A 19,927-nucleotide genomic window follows, 5' to 3' on the forward strand; every position below is an offset into this window, starting at 1 on the left:
TGTCGCGTCGTCCCGCGAGCCGTCCGTCAACGGATCCACCAGCGGTTCCACCCATGAGCGGATCCGCGCCGTTTCGTCCGTTGTCAGTGCGAGCGCCTACTCTGTGCGACGTGACTTTTCCCGCCCCGGGGGCCGCTGCGCCCCAGCTCAACGGCCCTCGCCGGCCTGCGCCGGGCCCGGCCGCCGACGAAGGCCTGGCCCGTCGGCTGCGTGCCCTCGCATGCACCGCGCCGCTGCACGACCTCGACGTGCGCAAGGCCAACCTCGCGGGCGAGTACGGCGTCTACGCCATGGCGGAGGTGGCGCTCGCCGTCATCGATCTCGTCACCCTCAACATGGACTTCGACACCGGCGCCGACCACGAGGAGATAGTGGCGAAGGTGCTCCCCCGGGTCGCCGCCCAGGCTCCCCGCCGCTTTACGGGCGAGCATGAGCGGGTGGCCCGCTGGGTGCTGGAAAACCTGATCAACGTCGGCAGTGTGGACCGCGGTTTCCGCGCCGTCTACGGCACCTTCAACACCGAGGGCGAGTACGTCCGCCGCGACTACGACTTCAAGCTCATCGAAGAGGTGCCCGGCGCCGGTGGCAGCGTCTACCTCCGGGCCACCGACGAAGCGGTCAACGTCCTGGTCGGCGCGCTCGACACGGACGTCACCAGCGCTCAGATCGCCGCCGAGGTCAAGCTGGAGGTGCTGATCAACCGCGGCCGGCTGGCCGATGCCCAGCTCGCCGCCGAGCAGGCCCGCTACCGCACCGTGCAGTATGCGGAGACGCTCCGCAGGACCCTGGACGCCACCCGCCGCAACGTCCGCGCCGTGGACTGGCTGGAGACCGTCCCCGACATGATCACCGAGGCGCTGGACCACGTCGCGGACCGCTACCGCCACGAGAACGCCATCCTGACGAACATCCGCAAGGCCCGGGACGAGACCGAGGAGCCCGAGCACAAGCGGCGGGCCGCCGAGCTCGTCGACATCGTCAAGGACTGCATCCGCCGCCACACCCAGCTCCAGTCCCGGCTGCTGGAGGCCGGACCGCTGTTCCGCGCCGAGCAGGACCGGCAGGCCTTCGCCACCCCCGCCGCCCGCTCCGGACTCGATCTGTACGGCCAGTTGGTCGCCCCCCTGCTGCCGCTCCCCGCCGAGCAGGCCATCCGCGTCACCGACGCCTTCTTCGCCAAGGGCACGGGGCTGCGCACCCCCTCGGCCGTGCGCGTCGGGGACCTCGTCGAGATGCTGCTCACCCCGCCCATGGAACGTGAGCACCTCGGCGCCGAGATGCCCGAGCCCGACCTGGTGGCCACCCCCGACGACAGCCGCTTCAGCGAGGCCCAGCTCGACGCCGCGATGGCGCTGCTCGACCTGCCCGCCGACGCGCCCCGCAGGCTCTCCGGCCTGCTCGCCGAGGCGCGCCGCAGCGATCCCGAACTCCCCTACCTCGTCGCCCTGCTGGCGGTGCACGCCGCCAGCCCGCCGGTCGGCACGGCCTACCGCCAGGGCGAACAGCAGCTGCTGTTCGCCGTCGACGACGGCACGGAGCTGATAGACCCCGAGTTCGGCGGCGCCGACCTCATCGTCGGCACGGCGCTGCTGGACGCCGCCGGAATGGCCGCGGACCGCTCGGAGGTGGCCTGATGCCCCGCGCCCAGGGGGAGCGGCCGGTGAACGGCGGGGCGCGCCCGGTCCGGCAGGGCCGTGGCGCGCCGGGCGGCCGTCCGCCGTCGCGCCGGCCCGAGATGTCCCAGACCGTCCCCCGCAAGGAGCTTGTTCCGTGACCCAGTACGACGAGGCGCCGCAGCCGGACCTGGCGTCCGGGACCGGTGAGCCGGGCTGGGGTGTGCCCACCGCCGACGCCGAGCCGGCCGCGGTGAAGCCGGCGCCCCTCACCCCCGCCGATGCCGCCGACGCCGCACGGCTGGTCTCCTTCGGCCTCCAGCCCAAGCTGCTGCCCGCGCGTGACGCCGAATACAGCGAACTCCTGCGCCGCTATCGGGACGACCCCGCCTTCGCCCGGCTCGCCGACGCCGTCGCCACCGGCCTCGGCCTGGTCGTCCTGGAGGTGTCCACCCGCGCCGGGATGGCCGTCACCGCCGACGAGGACTCCGTCTTCGCCGTACGGATGGGCGACTACGCCCGCCGTGCCTCCGCCGACTCCGCCGACCGCTTCCTGCACGGCCTGGCCCATCTCGCCGTCGCCGCGCTGGCCTTCCCGCGCCCCGAGGACCTCGCCGACGACGGCTACATCGGCCGGATCACGGTCAATGGCGTCGATGCCTTCGTCCGGCAGGCCTGCCGCCGGCTGGAGGAGCGCGCCGAGCAGGAGGGCGAGAACACCGACCCGGCCACCGACGCCCCCGGCCTGGAATCCGCCTGGCGCATGTACGCCCGGCGCAGCGCGACCGGCGCCACCAAGGACGCCCGCCGGCTGGCCGGTTCGACCACCGGCATCATCGCCAAGGCCGTCACCTTCCTCGTCGACTCCGGCTTCCTCCAGCGCACCGGTGACGATGCCGGCGGCGCCTACCGCACCACCGCCCGCTATCAGCTCCAGGTCCGCGACATGGCCGGCAGCGCCGCCATGGCCGAACTCCTGGAGCTGGGCATCGTCCCCGTCGCCGACGGCAGTGCCGCGCTCATGCCGAGCGAGGACACCGACGACCTCGACCTGGTCGCGGACGCCGGACTGCCCTTCCACTCCGGCTGACGGGCTGTTCGACCACCGCCGCTCCTGCCGACCACCGCCACCGCTCCCGCTGAACGCCACCGCCGCTCCCGCCGACCACCGCCGCCGCTCCCGCCGAACGCCGCCGCTCCCACCGACCAGACCGCTCCGACCGACCACCGCTCCCACCACCCACGACCGCTCCCACCGACCGTCGCCCCACCGAGGCTCCCCCCCACCCCCGAACCCACCCCCGCCCCCTCCCCCGAAGGGGGAGGAGGGGGAGGGGGCGGGGGAGCAGCGTCACCCCTTCCCGACACGACAACGAGAGTCCGCCATGTACGAGCTGTCCCGGGTCCGCCTCTACTCCATCGGGCCCGCCGGTGCGCGCTACGCCGACACCGTGCTGGACCTGCGCGGAGTCGGTGCGCCCGTGCCCCGACCGGCCCCGGCCCAGGCGGACTTCTTCGAGGACGAACCGGTCGGCCCGCCGCGCCGCCCGGCCCCCGCGGGCGTGCTCTTCCTGGAGAACGGCGGCGGCAAGTCCGTCCTGCTCAAGCTGATCTTCTCGGTGATGCTGCCCGGCCACCGCAACACCCTCGGCGGCGCCAGCTCCGGCGTGCTGCGCAAGTTCCTGCTCGCCGACGACTGCGGCCATGTCGCCCTGGAGTGGCAGCACGTCCTCACCGGCGAGAGCGTGGTCGTCGGCAAGGTCAGCGAATGGCGCGGCCGGCAGGTCTCCAACGACCCCCGGAAGTTCGCCGAGGCCTGGTACAGCTTCCGGCCCGGCCCCGGAATGAGCCTGGACTCCCTCCCCGTCGCCGAGGCCACCGTCGTCCGCCCCCGTCAGGAGAGCGGCGAGGGCAGTTCCGGCGCCCAGGGCCGCCGCCGCACGATGAAGGGCTTCCGCGACATCCTCACCGAGGCGGGGAAGAACTACCCCAATCTGGATGTGGTCTGGGAGGAGGGCCACGAGCGCTGGAACGTACACCTCGGCGAGCTGGGCCTGGACCCGGAACTCTTCCGCTACCAGCGGGAGATGAACGCCGACGAGGGTGAGGCGGCCGGCCTGTTCGCGGTCAAGAACGACTCGGACTTCACCGACCTGCTGCTGCGCGCCGTCACGGACACCCGCGACACCGACGGCCTCGCCGACCTGGTGCACGGCTTCGCCCACAAGCTCGGCCGGCGCGCCGAACTCACCGCCGAACGGGACTTCACGGCCGGCTCCCTCGATCTGCTCTCCCGTATCGCCGACGCCGCCGAGCAGCGCGAACGCGCCCGCGAAGTGCACGCCGGGGCCGAGCGCCGCACCCGCGGCCTCGCCCAGCGGCTGCACGCCCGCGGCACCGAGGAGCGCGGCCGCGCCGCCGAGCTTGCCGAACAGGTCGCCGCCGCGGCGCACCGTGTCACCGACGCCGAGCGGGTGCGCGAGCGCCGCTCCCTTGTCTCCGCCGAACTCGCCTACCGGCACGCCTCACTGGCGCTGGCCGCCGCGGAGAAGGGCGCCGCCGCCCAGCGCCGGGAGCTCAACGACGCCCGTACGCTGCACAGTGCCTGGCAGGCCGCCGAGATCGCCCTGCGGCACCGCGCGGCAGCGGACCGCTCCGCCCGGGTCGCCGCCGCCATCCGCGAGGCCGAGCGGGACGCCGCCCCCGCGCTCGCCGCCCGTGCCACCGCCGCCGCCGATCTCGTCCGCGCCCTGCACACGGCGGCCGAGGCCGGTGAGCGGATCGCCAACGAGGAGGAGGAACGGTCCGCCGCCCTCCAGGAGGCCGGTGAATCGGCGCACCGCGACGCCACCACCGCCGCCACCCACGCCCAGCGCGCCCGCAGCGAGTCCGAACACCTCAAGCAGCGGCTCTCCGAGGTCGCCGAGGAGACCGCCGAGGCGGTCCGGGCCGGCTGGCTGGACGACAGCGCCCCCGATGCCGATCCGGCCCGCGCCGCACTCGCCGCCTCGGACGCCGAGAAGACCGCCGTCGAGGCCTGGGACTCGGCCCGCGAAGCCGCCCGGCAGGCCACCGACCGCGCCCGTGAGGCCACCGCCCGGCACGCCGCCGCCGAACTGGCCGCGGCCCGCGCCGAGGACGCCGCCGAGGCCGCCGAGCGTGCGTACGAGGCCGAGCGCGGGGCCGCCGAGTCCATCGGCGCCGAGCAGCGGCTCGCCGACCTGCTCGGACTCCCGCAGTCCGAGGCCAAGTCCCTCGGCCTGCCCGGCCCCCGTACGGCCACGTCCGGTACGGACACCGGCGCCCCGCGCCGCCCCACCGCCGGCCCGCTGACCGCCGAGGAACTGGACCGCAACGCCGACGGGCTGCGGGAGCTGCTGGAGGAGGGCGTCGCCGGCGCCGAGCGACAGCTGTTCGACCTGCGCACGGCCGCCGCCGATGATGCGCGGATCCTCGGCGCGCTGGGCGACGGCGGTCTGCTGCCCCCGGGGCCCGATGTGCTGGCCGCCGTGGAGTATCTCGGTGAGCACGGTGTCCCCGCGCTGCCGGGCTGGCGCTATCTCGCGCAGTCCGTCGACCCCGCCGACCACACCCGGGTGCTCGCCGCCCGCCCCGAGCTGGTCGACGGCGTGATCATCACCGACCCGGACACTCATGCGCGGGCCCGCGAGGTGCTCGCCCAGGCCGCGCTGCTGCCGCGCTCGGCCGTCGCGGTCGGCACCGCCGCCGCGCTGCTCGCGCCCACACCCGCCCCCGACGAGCGGGAGACCGGCGTCTTTCTCGTCCCGCCGAACCCGGCGATGCACGACGAATCCGCCGCGGACGAGGAGCGCCAGGCGCTGCGGGCGCGCGCCATAGAGCGGGACGAGGAGATCCGGGCGCTGGCCGCCCGGCTCGCCGGGGACCGGGCACTGGCCGCCCGGCTCGGCTCGTGGCGTACGGGCTGCCCGGCCGGCTGTCTCGGTGAGCTGGCCGCCGCCGCGGAGGAGACCCGGACGGCCGCGGAGGAGGCGGCCGCGGAGCTGGCCGAGGCCCGTGCGGCCCGCGACGGGACCGACGAGGTCGCGGCCGAGGCCACCCGGGTGCGCGACGAGCGCCAGGAGACCGCCCAGCGTGCCCGCCGCGCCGCCGATCTGCTTGCCGGGCTCGCGCACCGGCTGCGCGAGCGCGCCTCCTGGCAGTCCCGGATGCGCGAACTGGCCGACGAGGCGGCGGAGTTCGAGGCCCGCGCCGAGGAGTGCGTGGACCGTGCACGGGCCGCCGACGAGGACCGCAGGGCGGCCCAGCGCGCCGCCGACGACGCCCGGCGCACCGCCCGTGCGCTGCGTGCCGAGCGGTCCGAGATCGCCGGTGTACCGGACGATCTGGGCGAGGCTCCGGAGGCCGCGAGCGCCTCCCTGCCCGCGCTGCGCGAGGCCTACCGCGCCGCCTCCCAGCTCTACGAGAAGGTCGGTGTCGGCGCCGATCTGCGCGCCGAACAGGCCCGCGCCGAGGGTGAAGAGAGCGCCGCCCTGGCCGAGCTGAACCGCCTCACCAACAAGGTCCGCACCCGCGCCGAGACGCTCCTGGAGAGCCCGGACGCCGCCGACGGCCCGTCCCGGCAGGCCGCCGCGGCCCGCGCCGAATCGCTGGTGCACATGCTGGAGACCCGCGCCTCGGCCGCCAGCGAACAGCTCGGCCGGCTGCGCGGTGAGGCCGAGCGCCTCGCCCCCACGGACGGCGAGGCACACACCGAGCTGCCCGACGAGCTGGTGCCCAAGGACGCGGACCGCGCCAAGGAGCTGCTGCGCACCGCGGGCGGCGAACTGGCCACCGCCACCGAGGCGTTGACGGCCGCCCGGGACCGGCACGAGGAGCTGCTGCGCGGCCACCGCGCCGCCGAGGACGCGGCCGGCGGCTTCGACGAGACCGCCGCCCTGCTGCGCGATCTGCTCCGTGACCACCAGGACGCCGAGGACGCGGCGGACGGGCGGATCGAGCCGTACGCCGGACGGGTGGAGGACGCCCGGCAGGCCGCCGCCGAGTCCCGCCGCTCGCTGCGCGGCTGCGCCGCCGATCTCTCCACCGCCGACTCCGCGGTCCGCGAGGCGAGCGACATCCTCGTACGGCACGCCAACTCCACCCGCTACGAACAGGTCCGTACCCCCGCCCGGCAGCAGATCCGCGAACTGCCCGCGGCGGCCCTGCCGGACCATGCCGCCAAGTGGGCGGAGGCCTTCGCCCCCCGGCTGCGGGTGCTCACCGACGAGCTGGAGCAGCTGGAGCGCAACCGCGGCTCCATCGTCGACCGGCTCCGCGGCCTGGTCGAGTCGTCGCTGACGACGCTGCGCTCCGCCCAGCGGCTGTCGCGGCTGCCCGAGGGGCTGGGGGAGTGGTCCGGGCAGGAGTTCCTGCGGATCCGCTTCGAGGACCCCGACCAGGCCACGCTCACCGAGCGGCTCGGCGAGGTGATCGACGAGGCGACCCGCGCGGCCGTCAAGAAGAACAGCGATCTGCGGCGGGACGGGATGTCCCTGCTGCTGCGCGGGGTCAGCGCGGCGCTGCAGCCGCGCGGGGTGGCCGTGGAGATCCTCAAGCCGGACGCGGTGCTGCGCGCCGAGCGGGTGCCGGTCGGGCAGATGGGCGATGTGTTCTCCGGCGGCCAGCTGCTGACCGCCGCCATCGCGCTGTACTGCACGATGGCGGCGCTGCGCAGCAACGATCGGGGCCGCGACAAGCAGCGGCACGCCGGCACGCTGTTCCTGGACAACCCCATCGGCCGCGCCAACGCGACCTATCTGCTGGAGCTGCAGCGCGCGGTCGCCGATGCGCTGGGCGTCCAGCTGCTCTACACCACCGGCCTGTTCGACACCACCGCACTCGCCGAGTTCCCGCTGGTCATCCGGCTGCGCAATGACGCGGACCTGCGGGCCGGGCTGAAGTACATCAGCGTCGAGGAGCATCTGCGGCCGGGTCTGCCGCAGCAGGACCCGTCCGGCGAGGCGGTGCACGGCCAGATCACGGCGACGCGGATGTACCGCCGGCCGGAGGACCCGGCCCCCGAGGAGCCGGCGGACCCGGCCGGCGGATGACCGGCGGCGCGGGAGTCCTGCGGGCGGTCAGACCACCACCACCGACCGCAGGACCTCCCCGCGCTGCATCTTGGCGAAGGCCGGTTCGATGTCGTCGAGCGTGACGGTCTCGCTGATGAACCGTTCCAGATCGAGCTTGCCGCTCAGGAACAGATCGATCAGTACCGGGAAGTCGCGGGTGGGCAGACAGTCGCCGTACCAGGACGACTTCAGCGCGCCGCCGCGCGAGAAGAGATCGATGAGCGGCAGCTCGATCTGCATGTCCGGCTCGGGGACACCGACCTGGACCAGCGTGCCGGCCAGATCGCGCATGTAGAAGGCCTGCCGGTAGGTCTCCGGGCGGCCCACCGCGTCGATCACCACATCGGCGCCGTGCCCGCCGGTGAGCGCCCGGACCGCCTCGATGGGGTCCGTACCACGGGAGTTGACGGTGTCGGTGGCGCCGAACCGCTCGGCGGCGTCCAGCTTGCCGTCGTCGAGGTCCACGGCGATGACCCGCCGTGCCCCGGCCCGGGAGGCGCCCGCGATGGCGGCGTTGCCGACGCCGCCGCAGCCGATGACGGCGACGGTGTCCCCGCTGCCCACCCCGCCGGTGTGCACCGCCGCGCCGTACCCGGCCATCACCCCGCAGCCGATCAGCCCCGCCGCCTCCGGCCGCGCCGACGGATCGACCTTCACCGCCTGCCCGGCGGCGACCAGGGTCTTCTCGGCGAAGGCGCCGATGCCCAGGGCCGCCGTCAGCTCCGTGCCGTCCAGCAGGGTCATGGGCCGCTCGGCATTGCGGGAGGCGAAGCAGTACCAGGGGCGGGCACGACGGCAGGCCCGGCACTGTCCGCACGGCGCACGCCAGGCGAGCACCACATAGTCGCCGGGCGCCAGTTCCGTGACACCCGTGCCGACGGCCTCGATGACGCCGGCCGCCTCGTGGCCGAGCAGATAGGGGAAGGCGTCGCCGATCGCGCCGTCGCGATAGTGCAGATCGGTGTGGCACACCCCGCAGGCCTGGACGGTTACGAGCACTTCGCCCGGACCGGGATCGGGCACGAGGATCGGCAGCACCTCGACGGGGGCGCCCTTCTTGAGGGCGACGACGGCGCGGGCTTCGTGCGGCATGTCTCACTCCTAAAGCAGCGCCTGCGGTGGCGGCAGGGCGGGTAGCACGCGTGGGGTGGCACGGATGCCTGTGAGGGGTGGGAGTGGTGCGCTGTGCTGGGAACGGGGACAGTGGCGGAGGACGGTCCACCACTGTCGCCGTGTTGCCTATAGTGCGCTCGGTTGCGCTATAGGAGACATGCTGGAAGTCCGTCAGGGATACGTCAAGGGGGGATTTTTCGCTACCCCGCTCAACCCGCGTACCCCATCAGGCGGGAGAGATCGGCGGCCGCCTTCGCCGCCCGCTCCGCGAGCTCCGGCAGCAGCTGACGCTCCATGCGGTACGCCGGACCCGAGACGCCGATCGCGCCGATCACCGCGCCGTCGTGGGCCCGCACCGGCGCCGCCACCGCATTCAGCCCGATCTCCAACTCCTCGCTGGTGCAGGCGAATCCGTCCTCCAGCGCCGCCGCCAGCTGCTCGCGCAGACCGGCCGCCGTGGTCAGGGTGTGCTCGGTGAACCGCGGCAGCTTGCGGGTCACCAGGGTCTCCCGCCGCGGGGCCGGCAGATGCGCCAGCAGCACCTTGCCGCTGGCGGTGGCGTGCAGCGGGGTCCGGCGGCCCAGCCAGTTGTACGCGGTGACCGCCGCGGAGCCCCTGGCCTGCATGATGTTGACCGCCGCATCGCCGTCCAGCACCGCGATGTTGGCGGTCTCCCCGGTGTCCTCGGCGAGCGCCCGGCACACCGGCTGGCCCTCCTGGGAGATGTCCAGCCGGATCGCCGCGGCACCGGCCAGCCGCAGCACCCCGGCGCCCAGGTAGTACTTCCCGCGGTCCTTCTCCTGCTCCACCAGCCCGCGGTTCTCCAGCACCCCGAGGATACGGAACGCGGTCGACTTGTGGACGCCCAGCTCCTCGGAGATCTCGGTCACCCCGGCCTCGCCCAGCTTGGCGAGGATCTCCAGCACGCTCACCGCGCGGTCCACGGACTGGACGGATCCCGCCCCGCCGCGCCGCTCCTCGGACCGGTCGTCCGCCGTATCGCTCGTCTTCGGCATGGGTCTTTGCGTCACCACCCGGTGGCCCCGCGGGGCACGTCTGAAGGCATCTGCCGGGAAGCCCTTGACGGCCCGCGTCCCGGCTTGGATTCTGTTGCGCATCGCGCTCTGCGATGCGTTATTCAGAACACATGATACCGATCAGCGCGAGGGGGGCCAGATGATTCCCGTCTGCCGCATCGAGGACCTGCCCGAGGGCGAGTCCGTCCGGATCGAGATCGACGACGCCACACCGGCCATCGCGGTCTTCCACGCCGAGGGCGGTTTCTACGCCGTCGATGACACCTGCAGCCACCAGGACGCCTCGCTCTCCGAGGGCTATGTCGAGGGCTGCTTCGTCGAATGCCCGCTGCATGCGGCGCTGTTCGACCTGCGCACCGGAGCCCCGACCTGTCTGCCCGCCCGCCGGCCGGTGCGCACGCACCAGGTGGACGTCCTGGACGGCATCATTCATGTGCGGCCCGCCGTGCGGGAAGAGGCGGTGGCGTAAAAACACCCGGCCACGGTGAGCCGTGGCCGGCAGGCGTCGCGCGGCCCTCCCGCCCCGCCCGTTCACGCGGCCGCGCGATCGACCCTCGACGGGCCCTCCCGCGACTCCCGGCGCTGCTGCCGCCGCGCCCGACGCCGCTCGCGGCGCAGCTCCCGCGCCGTACTGCTCGGCTGGGACCGCACCCCGTTGCGCTGTACCCACACCTGGCGGGTCACCCAGACGTCCAGCACTCCCCAGGTGGCGACCACGGTGCTGGCGACCGTGCCGAGCACCGCGGGAAACGCGAACCAGGAGCCTGCCAGCGTGCACAGGAACGCCACCATGGCCTGTATCAGAGTGAGCGCCACGATGATGACGGCGCGCACCGCGGCGGTGCGCACCGGATCGGCCATCCGGCGCCGGGCCGCCGGTTCCTCCTGCCACAACGACTGTCTGCCGGTGTCCATGACCGCGTCACTCTCCCCGCACTCTCCCCGCGTGTCCGGCTTCTTGGCGGCTGCCCGGATTTCACCGGTACACGCCCCTGGTGCCGCACCCCGTCCTTTCCCATGGTCACGTACCGGACGGGCGCAGGGTTACCCGGGGTAGAGCAAAACCGGCCAACCGACCGGCATGCCTCCGGACACCGATGACAGGGGTAACTCCCGGAAACGCGGGTGGGTTGTCCGGGAATCAACGGACAACTCGGGACGATCCCTCCCCAGCCCCCGCCCCGACCTCCGGAGAGGCCTTCGGCTCGGTCACCCGACAGTAGTAGGCTCGCGCCGTTTGTTGACGGAACACCACCCCCGTGCGCCGGGGTTGACGTTGGGGAGGCCATGCGCTTTCGCGGGAAGTCGGTCCGCCGGAAGATCGTGGCGTTGCTGCTCGTACCGTTGGTGTCCCTGACGTCCATGTGGGCGTTCATGACCTATATCACCGGGCGGGAAGCCAACCAGCTGCTGGACGTCGGCAACGTCGTACAGAAGCTGGGGTATCCGGTCGAGGACGTCGTCCAGACCCTGCAGCGCGAGCGCCGGCAGAGCCTGCTCTACCTCGCCGACCGGCGCGGCGCCGACGCGCTCGGTGAGCTCCGCGCCCGCACCCGGGCCACCGACGAGGCCGTCACCCGGCTCCGCACCGACGCCGGCACCCGCGACGTCCGCGAGGGCCTGGCCGGCGACACCGGCAGCCGGATGCGCGGCATCCTCAAGGGCCTTTCAGGGCTCGGCTCGCTGCGCGCCCAGGTCGAGGACAACACCGTCTCCCGCGACGAGGCCATGGAGGGCTACAACTCCCTCGTCGACCCCAGCTATGACTTCCTCGCCGCGCTCCACGCCCTGGAGAACGTCGAGATGGACAAGCAGGGCCGGGCGCTGGTCATCGTCACCCGCGCCCGGGAGGCCGTCGCCCGCGAGGACGCCCTGATGTCCGCGGTGCTGGCCTCCGGCAGCATGAGCAAGCGCGATCTGCGGGAGCTGTCCGACCGGGTCGCCGAGCGCCGGGTCCTCTACGACACCAGCCTCCCCATGCTGCCGATGCGGGACCGCGGCCTCTACGAGGACTACTGGCGCTCCGCGCAGGCACGTGAGCTGACCTCCTACGAGGACCGGGTGATCGCCGCCGGCGCACAGGACGGACCGCGGACGGTCAACGCCGAGCGCTGGAACACCGCGGCCAAGAAGGTCCTCGGCGACCTCCAGCGGATGGGCAAGGGCGCCGGCGACCGCTACCAGGAGCGCGTCGCGCCGGTCGCCACGAACATCCTGCTCAAGGCCGCCATCGCCGGTGTCCTCGGCTTTGCCGCGCTGCTGGTCTCGATCATCGTCTCGTTCCGGATCGGCCGCCGCCATGTGCGCGACCTCATCCGGCTGCGCAAGGCCGCCCATGACGTCTCCGGCGTCCGGCTGCCGAGCGTCATGCGGCGCCTGGCGGCGGGCGAACAGATCGATGTGGAGACCGAGGCGCCCCGGCTCGTCTTCGGCCAGGACGAGACCGGCCAGGTCGGCCAGGCGCTCAACACCCTCCAGCGGGCCGCGATCGAGGCCGCCGTCAAGCAGGCCGAGATGCGCCGCGGCGTCTCCGACGTGTTCGTCAACCTCGCCCGCCGCAGCCAGGTCCTGCTGCACCGCCAGCTGACCCTCCTGGACGCCATGGAACGGCGCACCGAGGACACCGACGAACTCGCCGACCTCTTCCGGATCGACCATCTGACCACCCGTATGCGACGTCATGCGGAGGGTCTGGTCATCCTCTCCGGCGCGGCCCCCTCCCGGCAGTGGCGCAAGCCGATCCAGCTGATGGATGTCGTGCGCGCGGCGGTCGCCGAGGTGGAGGACTACGAGCGGATCGAGGTGCGCCGGCTGCCGCGGCTCGCGGTGGACGGCCCCGCGGTGTCCGACCTCACGCACCTGATCGCCGAACTCCTGGAGAACGCCACGGTCTTCTCCCCGCCGCACACCGCCGTCCAGGTGCTGGGCGAACGGGTCGCCAACGGCTACACCCTGGAGATCCACGACCGCGGCCTGGGCATGGCGCCCGACCTGCTGCTGGAGGCCAATCTCCGGCTCGCCGAAACCCCCGAGTTCGAGCTGTCCGACACCGACCGGCTCGGCCTGTTCGTGGTCAGCCGGCTCGCCCAGCGGCAGGACGTACGGGTCTCCCTGCAGCCCTCGCCGTACGGCGGTACCACCGCGGTGGTCTTCCTCCCCGGGACGCTCCTGACCGAGACACACGACAGCGGCCGGGAGGACGACGATCCGGCCCCCGGCGGCTCCGTCGGCAACGAACTGGAGCATGCGGCGGGCAAGTTGGCCGCGCTGTCGCAGGTGCCGCCGCCGCGGCCCGAGCGGGAGCGGGCGCCGGCCGTCATCGACGGACCGGTCGAACTCGAGGCGCCGCTCGGCCCGGACGAGCTGGGCCCCGACGACGAGGGCGGTCTCTTCCGGAAGCGGGAACGCAGCCGCGACGCGAAGGGGCCCGCCGCACCGGCCCGCCCGTTCTCCGCACCGCGCGGTATCGCCCCCGTGCCGTCCGCGCCGGAGGGCGAGCAGCACCAGCAGATCCAGGACCAGGCGCCCGGCGGCCCGGCCCCGCTGCCGCGCCGCCACCGCCCGCCGGTGCTGGTCTCCGACCACGGCAGAACGGTCGACGACCGCGATCCGCAGCGGAAGCCGGACACGGCCCGTCCCGGCGCCGAGGACTCCGGCTCCGGGCGTTCCGCGGACCGGCCGTCGTCCGGCGCGCCGCAGGACCCGGCGCCGGAGGCCCCGCGGCCCGCCGAGGGATCGGACACGCCCGCGCCGACCACGCCCACGGGCCTGCCCCGCCGGGTACGGCAGGCCAGCCTCGCGCCCCAGCTCAAGGCCGACGCCGCCGAGCCGGCCGAGGCGAGGCGGAGCACCGCACCGCCCGCGGACGACCGGGACGCCGAGGCGGTACGCGCCCGGATGGCCTCGCTCCAGCGCGGCTGGCAGCGCGGCCGGCGCGACAACGGCGACGACCCGCGCGAGACCGGCACGCCCCCGCGGGGCGAGGACCCGGCCGCGGACACCACAGGCCCGGACACCACAGACCCGGACGCCCGTGACACCGTCACCCATGACGGAGATGCCACGGGCACCACAGCACCAGGAACCACATCGGGAGGGGACGGTCCATGACCGCACCGAAGGCAGCAGCTTCCACCGCATCGGACTCGGCGAAGGGGTCCGGCGAGCTGAACTGGCTCCTGGACGAACTGGTCGAGCGGGTCGGCTCCATCCGCAAGGCACTCGTCCTCTCCAGCGACGGACTGGCCACCGGCGCCTCGAAGGACCTGACCCGCGAGGACGGCGAGCATCTGGCCGCGGTCGCCTCCGGCTTCCACAGCCTGGCCAAGGGCGTCGGCCGGCACTTCGACGCGGGCCAGGTCCGGCAGACCATGGTCGAGCTGGACGACGCGTTCCTGTTCGTCAGCGCGGCCGGCGACGGCAGCTGCCTGGCCGTACTGGCCGATGCGGACTCCGATGTCGGGCTGATCGCGTACGAGATGACGCTGCTGGTCAAGCGCGTGGGCACGCACCTGGGCACCGCGCCCCGGTCCGGCCTGACCTCCTGAGCACGACGATGGTGACGCCATGAGCGAGCGCAGCGAGCTCATCGTGCAGAGAGGCGCGCCTCGCGGGTGCGGGACCGGGCGCAGCGAGGTATCGGCATGAGCGAACAGGACGACCGGGCGGCGCGGGACCGGGAAGCGGCCCGCTGGTTCGACGACGACGCGGGCCCGGTCGTCCGTCCGTACGCGATGACGCGCGGGCGCACCCGTACGGCGGCGGAGGGGCGCCTCGATCTGATCGCGCTGGTGATCGCCGAGAGCCGGGCGGAGGAGACGGTCGACGACCAGTCGCTGTCGCCCGAGCATGTCGAGATCGTCGGGCTGTGCCGGCAGGAGCCGCTGTCGGTCGCCGAGCTGGCGGCCGAACTCGATCTGCCGGTCGGCGTCGTACGGGTCCTGATCGGGGATCTGCTGGATGCGGAGCTGGTCCATGTCAGCAGGCCGGTGCCCCCGGCCGAGCTGCCCGACGAGAAGGTGCTGCGCGAGGTGATCGAGGGCCTGCGTGCGCTGTGATCCGCCGCCCGGCTCAGCCGCCGCCGTCCCGCTCAGCCGCCGCCGTCCGGTTTCTGCTTCCGCGGCGGCGGCCACTGCTCGACGGCGGCGCCCGGATCCAGCCGGGAGAGCGCTTCCGCCAGCTGTGCGCAGACCCGGCGGATCTCCTCATAGCCACAGCGGGGTGACCTGCCCGCGAACCAGTTCCTGGAGCAGCCCGAGCTGGGCGCCGCCGTAGTAGACGGCGGCGACACCGAGGATCCGCGCGGCGGTGGCGCCATGGCGCCTGAGCCACTCCGTGCGTCTCACCGAGCCTCCACTCGTGCCGTGCCGCCGGACGGCTGCTATGCCGTGCTCGCCTAGGCGTAGGGACCGCCGTTGTGGCGGAGGACGAGCACCGCGGCGTCATCGCGGTGCCCGGTCAGATCGGCCACCGCGATCACCTCGGCGGCCAGCTCGTCGGCGTCCGCGTCGTAGGCCGCGCCGACCAGTGCGGCCACTCGCGCCAGCCCCTTCTCGATCGGGTAGGTCGGCCCTTCCACCACCCCGTCGGTGATCAGGACGAACGCTCCCTCCTGGGACAGCCGGCGGCGGGTGACCGGGTACGCCCCGTCAGGAAAGAGGCCCAGCGGCAGTCCTCCCGCGTCCTGGAGCACCTGCGCGCCCTCGGCGGTGCCCCAGATCGCCGGTACATGTCCGGCGCGGGCGTCGGCCAGCTCCGCGGTGACCGGGTCGAAGCGCAGAAACGTGCAGGTCGTCAGCAGATCGGAGCTCATCGAGACCAGCAGGTTGTTGGCCCTGCTCAGGACGTCGCCGGGGTCGGTGGTGGCGCCCGCGACGGCGCGCAGGCCGGTGCGGACCCATGCCCATGAACGCGGCGGCCTCGACGTCATGGCTGGGGGCGCCCGGCGCTCCGGCGACAACAGCAGGGGCTTTGTTGAGCAACGTTCAACCGCGCGGTACGGTGCCTATTGAGCAATTGTCAACAGAAGGAGATCCGCCGCCATGGCCCCGGACGCGACCCCGGCACCCTTCGACCACCTGGAGATCCAGGTCGGCCCGCACACCTACGACGCACTGGCCTGCGGGCCCGCCGACGGGGAATTCGTCCTGCTGCTGCACGGCTGGCCCGAGTTCGCCGACTCCTGGAGCGCCGTGCTCACCGCCCTGGGCGCGGCCGGCTACCGCGCCGTCGCGGTCGACCAGCGAGGCTACTCCCCCCGCGCCCGCCCGCCCCGGGTCGCCGACTACGCCGTGCCCGAACTCGTCGCCGACGCCCTCGCCTTCGCCGATTCGCAGGGCGCGGACCGCTTCCACCTCGTCTCGCACGACTGGGGCGGCATGGTCGCCTGGGCCGTGGCCGGTGCCCACCCCGAGCGGCTGAAGTCCCTGACCGTGCTGGCCACTCCGCACCCGGACGCGCTCAACCGCGCCGCCGCCGAGGACCCCACCCAGCACCACATGCTCGACTACGTCCGCTTCTTCCGCAGCGGCGAGGGCGCCGCGGAAGCCGCCCTGCTCGCCGACGACGCCGCCCGGCTGCGCGCCGCGTACGGCGGCAAGGTCCCCGCCGCCCTCGTGGACGGCAATGTCCGCCGGCTGTCCGCACCGGGCGCGCTGACCGCCACGCTGAACTGGTACCGCGCCCCCGAGTCGGTCATCTCGGTACCGGCCGGCCGGATCACCGTGCCCACCCTCTTCCTGTGGGGCAGCGGGGACGTCGCCCTGGGCCGCGGTGCGGCCGAGTCGACGGGCGAGTGGGTGGACGGTCCGTACCGCTTCGAAGCCCTGGAGGGGGCCAGCCACTGGCTGCCCGAAGAGGTCCCGGCCCTCGTCACGCCGCCGATCCTGGAGCACCTCGGACAGTACGTCTGACACCGCGGGGGGCCGGGACACCGAGTCCGTCGCCGGCCCCCCCGCCGCCGTAAACTGCGGGCATGTCCGGCAAGCGAACCACCCGCCTCACGCCCGACCAGCGCAGGGAGCAGCTGGTCGGCATCGGTCTGGAGATGCTCGCCGACCGCTCCCTGGACGAGCTGTCCACCGACGAGGTCGCCCGCCGGGCCGGGATCTCCCGCGGGCTGCTCTTCCACTACTTCGACTCCAAGCGCGACTTCTACCGCGCGGTGGTCCGCGCCGCATGCGACCGCTTCACCGCCGCGACGGAACCGGACGGCACCCTGGAGCCGGTCGCCTGGATGCGGGCCTTCATCGCGGGCTTCGTGGTCTACGTCCTGGAACACCGTCAGGTGTATCTCGCCCTGGTACGGGGCGCCGCCGGCAGCCATCCCGCGGTGACCGACATCGTCGGCGCGACCCGGGAGACCCTCGCCCGCCGGGTGCGCGACGGCCAGCGGAGGCTCGGGATGCCGGACGCCCCACGGCTCGAACTGGCCTCCCGCGCCTGGATGGCGTTCGCCGAGGAGGCGGTCGTCAACTGGCCCGCCGAGGAGCCCGGCGCCCAGGACGAGCTCTGCGCCTTCATCGAATCCAGCTTTGTGAGCCTGCTGGGCCTGCTCGACCGGCCCGGCGTCCTCACCCCGCGCTAGAAGGCACCCGGCTGCCCCAACCACCGCTCCCACCGCCCTTTTGGGCAGGTTGGCGCCCTCTGACCCGCAGCGTCTCCCAAGCGTGACACATCTCAAGTGGGCGCCGTGCTGAGCACGTTGTACCGTTCCCTTGCACCTGCTGCCCCGTGCGCCGAGGCTCGGGTATCCAGCGTGAGCTCCACCCGCATACACGGCAATTCAGGAGAAGAATCCCATGGCCTTCGGGCGCTCCGATCGCCGCCGACGGTCCGCCGCCGTCGAACCGGTGACGCTCAAGATCCTGGTCGCGGGCGGCTTCGGGGTCGGCAAGACCACCCTGGTCGGCGCCGTCAGCGAGATCAAACCGCTGCGGACCGAGGAACGGCTGACCGAGGCGGGCCGGCCGGTCGACGACCTCGACGGGGTGGAGGCCAAGACCACCACCACCGTCGCGATGGACTTCGGACGGATCACCGTCAACGACGAGCTGGTTCTCTATCTCTTCGGCACGCCGGGCCAGGACCGCTTCTGGTTCCTGTGGGACGAGCTGGCGCGCGGTGCACTCGGCGCGGTGGTGCTCGCCGACACCCGCCGGCTGGCGGACAGTTTCGCCGCGATCGACTACTTCGAGCGGCGCGGACTGCCCTTCACCGTCGCCGTCAACTGCTTCGACGGCGCCGACCGCTATCCGCCGCAGGCCGTACGGGACGCCCTGGACCTGGACCCCCAGGTGCCGGTGATGCTGTGCGACGCCCGCCTCAAGGACTCCGCGCGGGATGTGCTGATCTCGGTCGTCGAGCATGCGATGCGGACCGGCGCCCGCCGGCGGGAGCCCGCACTGCCCTGACGGGGACGGAAGTACGGCCGGTACCCCGCCGTCCGGGGTACCGGCCGTACGTCTGCGTACCGCGCGGCGCCAGGCCCTGACGACAGGGCCTAAGAGGCCGCCGAGCCGTCCTCGGCCAGCCAGCCGAAGCTCCGCTCCACGGCCTTGCGCCAGTTGGCGAACTCGCGGTCGCGGGCTGCCCCGTCCATGCGCGGTGTCCACTCCGTGTCACGCTGCCAGTGGCTGCGCAGTTCGTCCAGGTCCTGCCAGACCCCGGTGGCCAGACCGGCCGCGTACGCCGCCCCCAGACAGGTGGTCTCCGAGATCACCGGACGGATCACCGGCACCCCCAGCACATCCGCCTGATGCTGCATCAGCAGCCGGTTGGCCGTCATCCCGCCGTCGACCTTCAGCTGGGTGATCCGCACCCCCGAGTCCTGGTACATGGCGTCCACGACCTCCCGGGTCTGCCAGCTGGTCGCCTCCAGTACGGCGCGCGCCAGATGCGCCTTGGTGACGAAGCCGGTCAGGCCGGTGATGACACCACGGGCGTCGGAGCGCCAATACGGCGCGAACAGACCCGAGAACGCCGGTACGACATACGCCCCGCCGTTGTCCGGGACGCTCGCCGCCAGCGGCTCGATCTCCTCGGCCGAGGAGATGATGCCCAGCTGATCGCGGAACCACTGCACCAGGGCGCCAGTAATGGCGATGGATCCCTCCAGGCAGTAGACCGGTGCCTCCCCGCCGAGCTGGTAGCCCATGGTCGTCAGCAGCCCGCTCTTGGACGGGACCGGGCGGTTACCGGTGTTCAGCAGCAGGAACGAACCGGTGCCGTAGGTGTTCTTGGCCTCGCCGACGCCGTAGCAGGTCTGGCCGAAGACGGCCGCCTGCTGGTCGCCGAGCGCGGACGCCACCGGCACCCCCTGCAACTGCCCCACGGCCGTGCCGTACACCTCGGCCGACGACCTGATCTCCGGCAGGATCGCGGCCGGCACATTCATCGCCGACAGGATCGCCGGATCCCACTGGAGGGTGGACAGATTCATCAGCATCGTGCGGCCCGCGTTGGTCACATCGGTGACATGCACCCCGCCGTCGGTGCCGCCGGTCAGATTCCAGATCAGCCAGGAGTCGATGGTGCCGAAGGCGATCTCCCCGCGCTCGGCACGGGCCCGCAGCCCCGGCACCTCATCCAGCAGCCAGGCCGCCTTCGGCCCGGAGAAGTAGCTGGCCAGCGGCAGTCCGGTGGCCTCCCGGAAGCGGTCCTGGCCGTCCGCGCCGCCCAGTTCAGCGCACAGCTGGGAGGTACGGGTGTCCTGCCAGACGATCGCATGGTGCACCGGCCGGCCGGTGGCCCGGTCCCACAGGACCGTGGTCTCCCGCTGGTTGGTGATGCCCAGCGCACTGAGCTGGTCCGCGCGCAGCCCCGCCTTCGCGAGCGCCCCCGCCACCACCGCCTGCACCTTCGACCAGATCTCGGTGGCGTCGTGCTCCACCCAGCCCGGCTTGGGGAAGATCTGCCGGTGCTCGCGCTGGTCGACGGCGACGATCGCCCCGCCGTGGTCGAAGATGATGCAGCGGCTCGACGTGGTGCCCTGGTCGATCGCGGCCACATATTTCTCGGTCTTCCCGGTTCGCTCCGTCATGCCGTCACGCCTCCTGAAGTCCTGGTGAGTGGG

Annotated in this window: 14 protein-coding genes and 2 pseudogenes; 10 read left to right on the forward strand and 6 right to left on the reverse strand. The window is 73.3% G+C overall.

The genetic code is table 11. From position 1 onward, the window contains the following. The first annotated feature begins 110 nt into the window (after positions 1-110). The 3 genes from SLV14N_RS34310 (at position 111) to SLV14N_RS34320 (ending at position 7,684) form a co-directional block, all read left to right on the forward strand. Complete coding sequence (locus SLV14N_RS34310; RefSeq protein ID WP_263272469.1) at positions 111-1,634, forward strand: hypothetical protein; 1,524 nt, start codon at positions 111-113, stop codon at positions 1,632-1,634. 202 nt (positions 1,635-1,836) lie between these two features. After that, positions 1,837-2,703 (forward strand): hypothetical protein, encoded by an 867-nt coding sequence (locus SLV14N_RS34315; protein ID WP_259670809.1) that lies wholly within the window; start codon positions 1,837-1,839, stop codon positions 2,701-2,703. A 295-nt stretch (positions 2,704-2,998) separates the two neighbouring features. Next, positions 2,999-7,684, forward strand: a complete 4,686-nt coding sequence (locus tag SLV14N_RS34320) for a hypothetical protein (protein ID WP_208686384.1) — start codon at positions 2,999-3,001, stop codon at positions 7,682-7,684. Between the two features lie 27 nt (positions 7,685-7,711). Here SLV14N_RS34320 and SLV14N_RS34325 read toward each other — a convergent pair whose 3' ends face one another. Together SLV14N_RS34325 and SLV14N_RS34330 are read right to left on the reverse strand one after the other, a co-directional pair. Then, a complete protein-coding gene (locus tag SLV14N_RS34325) occupies positions 7,712-8,797 on the reverse strand; it encodes an S-(hydroxymethyl)mycothiol dehydrogenase (protein ID WP_263272470.1) in 1,086 nt (361 codons plus the stop codon). Positions 8,798-9,027: 230 nt separating this feature from the next. Further along, positions 9,028-9,834: an IclR family transcriptional regulator gene (locus tag SLV14N_RS34330; RefSeq protein WP_018090651.1), complete on the reverse strand. Its 807-nt coding sequence runs from the start codon at positions 9,832-9,834 to the stop codon at positions 9,028-9,030. A gap of 160 nt (positions 9,835-9,994) precedes the next feature. Here SLV14N_RS34330 and SLV14N_RS34335 point away from each other — a divergent pair, with 160 nt between their 5' ends. After that, positions 9,995-10,324, forward strand: a complete 330-nt coding sequence (locus SLV14N_RS34335) for a bifunctional 3-phenylpropionate/cinnamic acid dioxygenase ferredoxin subunit (protein ID WP_018090650.1) — start codon at positions 9,995-9,997, stop codon at positions 10,322-10,324. A gap of 62 nt (positions 10,325-10,386) precedes the next feature. On the opposite strand, the pseudogene SLV14N_RS34340 reads toward SLV14N_RS34335, so the two are convergent. Further along, positions 10,387-10,749 (reverse strand): annotated as a pseudogene (locus SLV14N_RS34340) (hypothetical protein); the annotation flags it as partial. Positions 10,750-11,142: 393 nt separating this feature from the next. On the opposite strand from SLV14N_RS34340, the gene SLV14N_RS34345 reads away from it, so the two are divergent. The 3 genes from SLV14N_RS34345 to SLV14N_RS34355 all read left to right on the forward strand — a co-directional run bounded on the left by SLV14N_RS34345 (position 11,143) and on the right by SLV14N_RS34355 (position 14,912). Then, a complete protein-coding gene (locus SLV14N_RS34345) occupies positions 11,143-13,965 on the forward strand; it encodes a nitrate- and nitrite sensing domain-containing protein (protein WP_263272471.1) in 2,823 nt (940 codons plus the stop codon). Further along, the gene (locus tag SLV14N_RS34350) at positions 13,962-14,402 is read left to right on the forward strand and encodes a roadblock/LC7 domain-containing protein (RefSeq protein WP_263272472.1); all 441 of its coding nucleotides are present in this window, start codon (positions 13,962-13,964) and stop codon (positions 14,400-14,402) included. The genes SLV14N_RS34345 and SLV14N_RS34350 overlap by 4 nt, the downstream gene beginning before the upstream one ends. Before the next feature lie 96 nt (positions 14,403-14,498). Then, complete coding sequence (locus SLV14N_RS34355) at positions 14,499-14,912, forward strand: DUF742 domain-containing protein (RefSeq protein WP_263272473.1); 414 nt, start codon at positions 14,499-14,501, stop codon at positions 14,910-14,912. Between the two features lie 147 nt (positions 14,913-15,059). Here the strand turns inward: SLV14N_RS34355 and SLV14N_RS34360 are convergent, their stop codons facing one another. Together SLV14N_RS34360 and SLV14N_RS34365 are read right to left on the reverse strand one after the other, a co-directional pair. After that, on the reverse strand, positions 15,060-15,200 hold the full coding sequence (locus SLV14N_RS34360; RefSeq protein WP_263273441.1) for a hypothetical protein: 141 nt from the start codon (positions 15,198-15,200) through the stop codon (positions 15,060-15,062). 50 nt (positions 15,201-15,250) lie between these two features. Next, positions 15,251-15,785, reverse strand: a pseudogene (locus tag SLV14N_RS34365) (PP2C family protein-serine/threonine phosphatase); the annotation flags it as partial. 111 nt (positions 15,786-15,896) lie between these two features. Between SLV14N_RS34365 and SLV14N_RS34370 the strand changes: the two are divergent. The 3 genes from SLV14N_RS34370 to SLV14N_RS34380 all read left to right on the forward strand — a co-directional run bounded on the left by SLV14N_RS34370 (position 15,897) and on the right by SLV14N_RS34380 (position 18,266). Beyond that, positions 15,897-16,766: an alpha/beta fold hydrolase gene (locus SLV14N_RS34370; RefSeq protein WP_208686400.1), complete on the forward strand. Its 870-nt coding sequence runs from the start codon at positions 15,897-15,899 to the stop codon at positions 16,764-16,766. Positions 16,767-16,828: 62 nt separating this feature from the next. After that, positions 16,829-17,440, forward strand: coding sequence for a TetR/AcrR family transcriptional regulator (locus SLV14N_RS34375; protein WP_259670593.1), 612 nt, complete (start codon positions 16,829-16,831; stop codon positions 17,438-17,440). A 214-nt stretch (positions 17,441-17,654) separates the two neighbouring features. Then, positions 17,655-18,266 (forward strand): ATP/GTP-binding protein, encoded by a 612-nt coding sequence (locus SLV14N_RS34380; protein ID WP_018090641.1) that lies wholly within the window; start codon positions 17,655-17,657, stop codon positions 18,264-18,266. Between the two features lie 89 nt (positions 18,267-18,355). Here SLV14N_RS34380 and glpK read toward each other — a convergent pair whose 3' ends face one another. Beyond that, the gene (glpK, locus tag SLV14N_RS34385) at positions 18,356-19,894 is read right to left on the reverse strand and encodes a glycerol kinase GlpK (RefSeq protein WP_208686402.1); all 1,539 of its coding nucleotides are present in this window, start codon (positions 19,892-19,894) and stop codon (positions 18,356-18,358) included. Between the last annotated feature and the right edge of the window lie 33 nt (positions 19,895-19,927).

This window comes from Streptomyces sp. Je 1-4 4N24, assembly GCF_026239515.1.
In the GTDB taxonomy this organism is placed as follows: domain Bacteria; phylum Actinomycetota; class Actinomycetes; order Streptomycetales; family Streptomycetaceae; genus Streptomyces; species Streptomyces nigrescens.